Origin of the sequence: Streptomyces griseoruber, assembly GCF_001514205.1 — a bacterium.
Classification (GTDB): domain Bacteria; phylum Actinomycetota; class Actinomycetes; order Streptomycetales; family Streptomycetaceae; genus Streptomyces; species Streptomyces griseoruber.
In genome coordinates this window covers 44,478-52,319 of the sequence record NZ_KQ948783.1, presented here as the reverse complement: position 1 = coordinate 52,319, position 7,842 = coordinate 44,478, and the positions used below count along the sequence as shown (strand labels likewise).

Annotated in this window: 8 protein-coding genes; 7 read left to right on the top strand and 1 reads right to left on the bottom strand. The window is 70.3% G+C overall.

The window, feature by feature from the left end; translation table 11 throughout:
* Window positions 1-548: 548 nt before the first annotated feature.
* From AQJ64_RS38900 to AQJ64_RS38890, 3 genes are all read left to right on the top strand, one after another.
* The gene (locus AQJ64_RS38900; protein ID WP_398687763.1) at window positions 549-1,151 is read left to right on the top strand and encodes a hypothetical protein; all 603 of its coding nucleotides are present in this window, start codon (window positions 549-551) and stop codon (window positions 1,149-1,151) included.
* Window positions 1,148-1,372, top strand: a complete 225-nt coding sequence (locus AQJ64_RS38895) for a MerR family transcriptional regulator (RefSeq protein WP_055632338.1) — start codon at window positions 1,148-1,150, stop codon at window positions 1,370-1,372. The genes AQJ64_RS38900 and AQJ64_RS38895 overlap by 4 nt, the downstream gene beginning before the upstream one ends.
* Window positions 1,373-1,499: 127 nt before the next feature.
* Window positions 1,500-1,985 carry a DUF1707 and DUF4190 domain-containing protein gene (locus tag AQJ64_RS38890; protein ID WP_055632372.1) on the top strand — a complete coding sequence of 162 codons (486 nt, stop codon included), beginning with the start codon at window positions 1,500-1,502 and terminating at the stop codon, window positions 1,983-1,985.
* A 61-nt stretch (window positions 1,986-2,046) separates the two neighbouring features.
* On the opposite strand, the gene AQJ64_RS38885 is transcribed toward AQJ64_RS38890, so the two are convergent.
* Window positions 2,047-3,324, bottom strand: a complete 1,278-nt coding sequence (locus AQJ64_RS38885; RefSeq protein ID WP_055632339.1) for a glycosyltransferase family protein — start codon at window positions 3,322-3,324, stop codon at window positions 2,047-2,049.
* 184 nt (window positions 3,325-3,508) lie between these two features.
* Between AQJ64_RS38885 and AQJ64_RS38880 the strand changes: the two genes are divergently transcribed.
* The 4 genes from AQJ64_RS38880 to fusA all read left to right on the top strand — a co-directional run bounded on the left by AQJ64_RS38880 (window position 3,509) and on the right by fusA (window position 7,754).
* A complete protein-coding gene (locus tag AQJ64_RS38880) occupies window positions 3,509-4,489 on the top strand; it encodes a glycosyltransferase family 2 protein (protein WP_240512498.1) in 981 nt (326 codons plus the stop codon).
* Between the two features lie 253 nt (window positions 4,490-4,742).
* Window positions 4,743-5,114 carry a 30S ribosomal protein S12 gene (gene rpsL, locus AQJ64_RS38875; protein WP_003948652.1) on the top strand — a complete coding sequence of 124 codons (372 nt, stop codon included), beginning with the start codon at window positions 4,743-4,745 and terminating at the stop codon, window positions 5,112-5,114.
* A 3-nt stretch (window positions 5,115-5,117) separates the two neighbouring features.
* Entirely contained in the window at window positions 5,118-5,588 is a 471-nt protein-coding gene (gene rpsG, locus AQJ64_RS38870) for a 30S ribosomal protein S7 (protein ID WP_030788318.1), read from the top strand.
* Window positions 5,589-5,627: 39 nt separating this feature from the next.
* Window positions 5,628-7,754: an elongation factor G gene (fusA, locus tag AQJ64_RS38865; RefSeq protein WP_055632340.1), complete on the top strand. Its 2,127-nt coding sequence runs from the start codon at window positions 5,628-5,630 to the stop codon at window positions 7,752-7,754.
* The last annotated feature ends 88 nt before the right edge of the window (window positions 7,755-7,842 follow it).

Here is a 7,842-nt window from a genome sequence, read left to right as displayed (position 1 = left end):
GCCCCCCGGCACCGTCCGCGCGCCCCGCATCTCGGGCGGCTCGCCCGACCCCGGCCGCACCTGACGGTTGGCCCGCGTCCGACCGCCCCACCGCCCCGCCTGCCCGATCGACCCCCTTACCCCCGACTCACGCCCGCGTCCCGCAGCCGGCCTCACCTCAGGTCCGTCCCCTGGAGTCGGCCTCACATCAGGCCCGTTCCCCGCAGTCGGCCCCACCGCAAGCCCGCCCCCCGGAGCCGGTCCCTTCCCACGTCCGTCCCCCGGAGTCGAGCCCCTCCCGCTCCCGCACCCGCGCCCCGGAACCGCCCGCATCTCACACCCACCCTCCGGAACCGCCCCCCTCCCGCACCCGCTCCACCGGGCGAGCCCCCGCTCCCTCCACCGAGCCGACGCCGGCTCCCGCCCCCGCCCCCGCTCCCTCCACCGAGCCGCCGCCGCCCCCCGCTCCCGCCCACGCCCGTTCCGCCCCGGACACCCCGGACGGTGCCCGGCCGCGCGCCTCCGCCGTGTCGCGCCCCGTCGCCCAAGCCGCCCTCTGGATCGCCACCTTGCTCCAACAGTTCCCGGAGTTGGCCAGGGAGCTGGTGCCCGGGCGGGCCGCACCCGTCGGCCGGACCCGGGCCGCGCCGCCCCCCGCTCTCGCCGAGCGGTTGCGCGAGGAGCGGGAGGACGCGCTGCTGCTCCAGCAGCGGCACGGGCTCGTCGCCCCCGGACACAGCGCGGCCCCGCTGCGCCTGCACATCTCGGACACCATCCGGGACCTCACCGACGGCGTCGTGGAGCTGGAGGAGGCCGTACGGGAGCGGCTCGGTCTGCCCCGTGCCCGCCGCGCCCCCGTGCCCGAGCGGCTGCGCCGGATCGCCGCGCTGCTCGACGCCGTCGCCGCCGACCCGGTGCTGGCCGCGCACGTACGGGACGAGACCCGCCGGATGGCCCGGCGCTGCGCCCGTGCGCTGGGGGACACCGAGACCGTCGTACGGATCTCCGGCCGCTGCCCCTGGTGCGACTCGGTCTCCCTGCGCGCCTTCCCCGACCGCCACGCCGTCCTGTGCGTCAACCCGGCCTGCCGCTGCGCGGACCCCGACTGCGGCTGCCACGACGACCCGGCCTACCGGCACACCTGGGACGAAGGGGAGTGGAGGCGCACATGAGCCGAGCCGCGGGCCGGGGTGGGCGCCCCGAGCGGCCGACCCTCCTCCCGGGAACGCTCGCCGCCCAGGAGGTCGGTGTCGCCCCCGCCACCATCCGCAAGTGGGTCCAGCTAGGCCGGCTGAAACCGGCCGGCAAGGCGGGGCGGGCGCAGCTCTTCCGGCTGGAGGACGTCTTCGCGGCCGAGCGCGCGGCGCGTGGGCCGAACCGTGACCCGCGCTGAGCCGGGGAACCGTGGGCGGCCCGGGCGCGTTGAGGGATGATGGAGGCATTCAGCCGTCCGGGGGGAGGTGCCCGTGTCGTATCCGTCGCCATGGCAGCCGCAGGGACAGGTGCCGAACGGCGCTTCGATGCTCGCGTCGCACGCCGATCGCGAGCGCGCGGTGGACGTGCTCAGGGCGGGCTTCGGAGAAGGCCGTCTGCAGCAGGACGAGTTCGAGAAGCGGGTGCAGCGCGCCTACCAGGCCCGCACCGTCGGTGAGCTGCAACTCGTCATCTCCGACCTCCCGCAGGGACCGATGGCCGTCCCGCCGGCGCTCGCCGCGCCGACCGCCTTCGGCCCGCCCGTCCCGCGCACGTTCCTGCCCGCCCCGCCCCCGCCCACCAACGGCAAGGCGGTCGGCTCCCTGGTCTGCGGTGTCCTCACCACCATGTCCATGGGGCTCACCGGCATCCCCGCGGTGATCCTCGGTCACAAGGCCCGCGCCGAGATGCGCCGCTCCGGCGAGGGCGGCGAGGGGTTCGCCCTGGCCGGCCTGATCCTGGGCTACCTGTCGGTGGCCGGCTGGGCGTTCTTCATGATGATCATCATGATGGCGGCGGTCTCGTCCCCCTGACGGCGACCACCGCCCCGGGCGTCCGGGCGTCCGGGTGTCCGGGTGCCCGGGGCCGGACGCCCTACGGGATGCCCAACTCGAAGATCACATAGTGCGCGTACCACCCGGACGCCAGCGAAGCCGTCGCGAAGAACACCGCCAGGCTCGGCCACTTCAGCCGGCTCAGCGCCGCCGCCGGGGCCAGCAGCAGCGGGAACACGGGCAGCAGATACCTGCCCGTGTTGCCGAACATCTGCTGGGTGCCCAGGACCGTCACGATCGACGCCAGCGCGTAGGCGACCAGCACCAGCGGCGGCCTCTTCCGCAGCATCAGCGCGATCAGGAAGGGCAGCGCCAGCACGATCTGGACACCGAGCAGGTCGGGCACCGAGAAGGCGAACAGATAGGCGTTGTGCCCGACCGCGGTGTTGCCGAGGACGTCCAGGGTGTACTTGCCGAAGTCGAAGTAGTGCGCCCAGCCCTCGCGCTGGAGCGTGAAGTAGGCGGTCAGGTCGCCCATGCTCAGCCCGACCCAGGCGACATAGGTGAGCAGTCCGAGCGGCGCGGCGACCATCGCGTACACCGGACCGGCGATCCCCTGCTCGCGCCGGCTCTCCCGCCGCGCCAGCGTCACGATCGCGGCGAGGCCCACGGCCCCTATGAGCGCGGCGGACGTCGGCCGGTTCAGTCCGGCGAGGAAGGCCAGCAGTCCGGCCGCCACCCACCGCTTGCGCATCACGCAGTAGCAGCACCAGGCCGCGATCGCGACGAACACCGACTCCGAGTAGACCGCCCACTCCACGCCCGCGCCCGGCACCACGGCCCACAGCCCGGCCGCGATCGTGCCCGCCCGCACCCCCGCGAGCGCCGCGACCACGGCGTAGATCCCGGCCGCGGCCACGAAGGACGCCACGACGGACACGAGGATCGCGGAGCCGTACAGACCGAGGCCCGTGATCTCCGAGACGCCCCTGATCAGCCCGGGGTAGAGGGGGAAGAACGCCACCGAGTTCTGCTGGACGGTGAACAGCCCGCCCGGCGCGAGCGGTTGCAGCGGCCGGGGGTCGTACCCCTTCTCGGCGACCTGGAGGTACCACCAGCCGTCCCAGGTGGCCAGGACGTCCCACCAGTGGGCGCCGCCGCCGAAGCGCGGGTTCTTCTTCTGGTAGTCGCCGGCCCACTCCAGCAGCCAGGCGAAGACGGTCAGGCCGACCAGCTTCGTCACGCCGTACAGGAGGAGCGGCAGGAGGTACGGTCGGAGACCGTCCGGCAGGGCCGGGCGGCGGCGCCCCGGGGGTCGCTCCCGCCCTTCGTCGGGCGTGGCCGAGTCCGTCGCCGCGTCGCTGCGGGCCGTGCTCATGGCTGGGGTCCCCCCTGGGAGGATCGCGGGACGGCCGGGTCAGAGCCGTGGTCCGGACGATCGTGAAGCGTGGTCATAAGATCGCACCAGAGTCGCACATGTGCGTCACAGGTGAGGGAGAGGGCGCGTGACGGACGAGGTGGATTCCGTGAGCGGTGCGGCCGTGCTGTCGGTCGTCATACCCATGTACAACGAGGAAGAGGTCCTTCCGGCGCTGGTCAGCCGGTTGCGTCCGGTCCTCGCCGGTCTCGGCGAGGCCTACGAGGTCGTCGCGGTCGACGACGGGTCCACCGACCGCACCGCGGAACTCCTCGCCGCCTTCCGCCTCGGCTGGCCCGAACTGCGGATCATCGGCCTGCGCCGCAACTCCGGCCACCAGGCCGCCCTCACCGCCGGACTGGACCGCGCCCTCGGCGCCTACGTCGTCAGTATCGACGCCGACCTCCAGGACCCGCCGGAGAAGATCCCCGAGATGCTCGCCCTGGCCCGGGGCGAAGGGCTCGACATCGTCTACGGCATCCGCGCCGACCGGGCCAGCGACACCGGCTTCAAGCGCTGGACCGCGGGGCTGTACTACCAGCTGGTGCGGCGGCTGGCCGGGCCGTCCGTGCCCTCGCAGGCCGGGGACTTCCGGCTGCTCGGCCGGCCCGCCGTGGACGCCCTCAAGGCGCTGCCCGACCAGCAGCGCGTCTACCGGCTCCTGGTGCCCTGGCTCGGCTTCCCCAGCGGGCAGGTGACGTACGAGCGCGCCCCGCGCCCGGCCGGGCAGAGCAAATACCCGCTGGGCCGGATGATCCGGCTCGCCGTGGACAGCGTCACCGGGTTCTCCGCGGCCCCGCTGCGCATCGCCACCTGGCTCGGCGGCTTCGCCTTCCTGGTGTGCCTGGGGCTGATGGCGTACACCCTGAGCGCCCACTTCCTCGACCACACGGTCCCCGGCTGGACCTCCCTGTTCACCGGCGTCCTGTTCATCGGCGCGGTCCAGCTGCTCTGCGTGGGTCTCCTCGGCGAGTACGTGGGCCGCATCTATACGGCCGTACAGAACCGTCCGACGTATTTCGTCGGCAGCGACACCGCGCGGGACACGGTCGGGGAGGCGAAGGGCGGGGAGGCGAAGGGCGGGGAAACCCCACTACCACACCAGCGATCGGGTTCGCGAACGTAACCGCCGCGTGTCAGGCGTACGGCTTCTGTTTTGACCGGAGTGATTGCGCTGGGTACGCTCAGACCTTGTGCCTGGGGTGTGCCCTGGCTCTCGTGCGTGCCATCAGACCGCGCCGGGGCCGAGAGCGGCCACCGTAATCCGAGCTTTCCGTTGCCTCGCGGCGGAAGTCCGCGGGATTCGACACACCCGACCGCGTGGGTCGGAGAAGTTCCAGGTTAGCTGTACACATCGGCACACAGAAACCGGAGAAGTAGTGCCTACGATCCAGCAGCTGGTCCGCAAGGGCCGGCAGGACAAGGTCGAGAAGAACAAGACGCCCGCACTCGAGGGTTCCCCTCAGCGCCGCGGCGTCTGCACGCGTGTGTTCACGACCACCCCGAAGAAGCCGAACTCGGCCCTGCGTAAGGTCGCGCGTGTGCGTCTGACCAGCGGGATCGAGGTCACCGCTTACATTCCGGGTGAGGGACACAACCTGCAGGAGCACTCCATCGTGCTCGTGCGTGGTGGCCGTGTGAAGGACCTGCCGGGTGTTCGCTACAAGATCATCCGCGGTTCCCTCGACACCCAGGGTGTCAAGAACCGCAAGCAGGCCCGCAGCCGCTACGGCGCCAAGAAGGAGAAGTAAGAAATGCCTCGTAAGGGCCCCGCCCCGAAGCGCCCGGTCATCATCGACCCGGTCTACGGTTCTCCTCTTGTCACGTCGCTCATCAACAAGGTGCTGCTGAACGGCAAGCGCTCCACCGCCGAGCGCATCGTCTACGGCGCCATGGAGGGCCTGCGCGAGAAGACCGGCAACGACCCGGTCATCACGCTGAAGCGCGCTCTCGAGAACATCAAGCCGACCATCGAGGTCAAGTCCCGCCGTGTCGGTGGCGCGACCTACCAGGTCCCGGTCGAGGTCAAGCCCGGCCGCGCGAGCACCCTGGCGCTGCGCTGGCTCGTCGGCTACTCCCGCGCCCGTCGCGAGAAGACCATGACCGAGCGCCTGCTCAACGAGCTTCTCGACGCGTCCAACGGCCTTGGCGCCGCTGTGAAGAAGCGCGAGGACACCCACAAGATGGCCGAGTCCAACAAGGCCTTCGCGCACTACCGCTGGTAGTCGCTACCCACATCGAGACCGAGAGAAGACTGAAGCCTTATGGCTACCACTTCACTTGACCTGGCCAAGGTCCGCAACATCGGGATCATGGCCCACATCGACGCGGGCAAGACGACCACCACCGAGCGGATCCTGTTCTACACCGGCGTTTCGTACAAGATCGGTGAGGTCCACGACGGCGCTGCCACCATGGACTGGATGGAGCAGGAGCAGGAGCGTGGCATCACGATCACCTCTGCTGCCACCACCTGTCACTGGCCGCTCGAGGACGTCGACCACACCATCAACATCATCGACACGCCGGGCCACGTCGACTTCACCGTCGAGGTGGAGCGTTCGCTGCGCGTGCTCGACGGTGCCGTGACGGTGTTCGACGGCGTCGCCGGCGTCGAGCCGCAGTCCGAGACCGTGTGGCGTCAGGCCGACCGCTACGGCGTCCCGCGCATCTGCTTCGTCAACAAGCTCGACCGCACCGGTGCGGAGTTCCACCGCTGCGTCGACATGATCAGCGACCGCCTGGGCGCGCAGCCGCTCGTCATGCAGCTGCCGATCGGTGCCGAGGCCGACTTCAAGGGCGTCGTCGACCTGGTCACGATGAAGGCGTTCGTGTGGTCCGCCGAGGCCACCAAGGGCGAGATGTACGACATCGTCGACATCCCGGACACCCACGTCGAGGCTGCCGAGGAGTACCGCGGCAAGCTCGTCGAGGCCGTCGCCGAGAACGACGAAGAGATCATGGAGCTGTACCTGGAGGGCGAGGAGCCTTCCGTGGAGCAGCTGTACGCCGCGATCCGTCGTATCACCATCGCGTCCGGCAAGTCCAAGGACACCACGGTCACCCCGGTGTTCTGCGGTACCGCGTTCAAGAACAAGGGCGTTCAGCCCCTGCTCGACGCGGTCGTGCGCTACCTGCCCTCCCCGCTCGACGTCGAGGCCATCGAGGGCCACGCCGTGAACGACGCGGAAGAGGTCGTCAAGCGCAAGCCGTCCGAGGACGAGCCGCTGGCCGCCCTTGCGTTCAAGATCATGAGCGACCCGCACCTCGGCAAGCTCACCTTCGTCCGGGTCTACTCGGGCCGCCTGGAGTCCGGCACCGCCGTGCTGAACTCCGTCAAGGGCAAGAAGGAGCGCATCGGCAAGATCTACCGCATGCACGCGAACAAGCGTGAGGAGATCGCCGCGGTCGGCGCCGGCGACATCGTCGCCGTCATGGGCCTGAAGCAGACCACCACCGGTGAGACGCTGTGCGACGACAAGGCCCCGGTGATCCTGGAGTCCATGGACTTCCCGGCGCCGGTCATCCAGGTCGCCATCGAGCCCAAGTCGAAGGGCGACCAGGAGAAGCTGGGCATCGCGATCCAGCGCCTGGCCGAGGAGGACCCGTCGTTCCAGGTCCACTCGGACGAGGAGACCGGCCAGACCATCATCGGTGGCATGGGCGAGCTGCACCTCGAGGTGCTGGTCGACCGTATGCGCCGTGAGTTCAAGGTCGAGGCCAACGTCGGCAAGCCGCAGGTCGCCTACCGCGAGACCATCCGCAAGGCGGTCGACCGGGTCGACTACACGCACAAGAAGCAGACCGGTGGTACCGGCCAGTTCGCCAAGGTGCAGATCGCGATCGAGCCCATCGAGGGCGGCGACGCGTCGTACGAGTTCGTGAACAAGGTCACCGGTGGCCGTATCCCGAAGGAGTACATCCCTTCGGTGGACGCCGGTGCGCAGGAGGCCATGCAGTTCGGCATCCTCGCGGGCTACGAGATGACGGGCGTCCGCGTCACGCTTCTCGACGGTGGCTACCACGAGGTCGACTCCTCCGAGCTCGCCTTCAAGATCGCCGGCTCGCAGGCCTTCAAGGAGGCCGCACGCAAGGCCAGCCCCGTGCTGCTCGAGCCGATGATGGCCGTCGAGGTCACCACGCCCGAGGACTACATGGGTGAGGTCATCGGCGACATCAACTCCCGCCGTGGTCAGATCCAGGCCATGGAGGAGCGTGCGGGTGCCCGCGTCGTGAAGGGCCTGGTGCCCCTGTCGGAGATGTTCGGCTACGTCGGCGACCTCCGCAGCAAGACGTCGGGTCGCGCAAGCTACTCGATGCAGTTCGACTCCTACGCCGAGGTTCCGCGGAACGTCGCCGAGGAGATCATCGCGAAGGCCAAGGGCGAGTAACGCACCGCGTTTAACGCACCGCGCGCTCACGCTTTAGGCTTGACCCCGGAGCCTCGCGGGTCGTTCCTCCGCATTCGTGGCGGAATGA

Coding starts and splice junctions, on each gene's coding strand:
- AQJ64_RS38890 (WP_055632372.1), top strand. CDS start 1,500: ATGCTCGCGTCGCACGCCGATCGCGAGCGCGCGGTGGACGTGCTCAGG.
- AQJ64_RS38895 (WP_055632338.1), top strand. CDS start 1,148: ATGAGCCGAGCCGCGGGCCGGGGTGGGCGCCCCGAGCGGCCGACCCTC.
- AQJ64_RS38885 (WP_055632339.1), bottom strand. CDS start 3,324: ATGAGCACGGCCCGCAGCGACGCGGCGACGGACTCGGCCACGCCCGAC.
- rpsG (WP_030788318.1), top strand. CDS start 5,118: ATGCCTCGTAAGGGCCCCGCCCCGAAGCGCCCGGTCATCATCGACCCG.
- fusA (WP_055632340.1), top strand. CDS start 5,628: ATGGCTACCACTTCACTTGACCTGGCCAAGGTCCGCAACATCGGGATC.
- AQJ64_RS38880 (WP_240512498.1), top strand. CDS start 3,509: ATGTACAACGAGGAAGAGGTCCTTCCGGCGCTGGTCAGCCGGTTGCGT.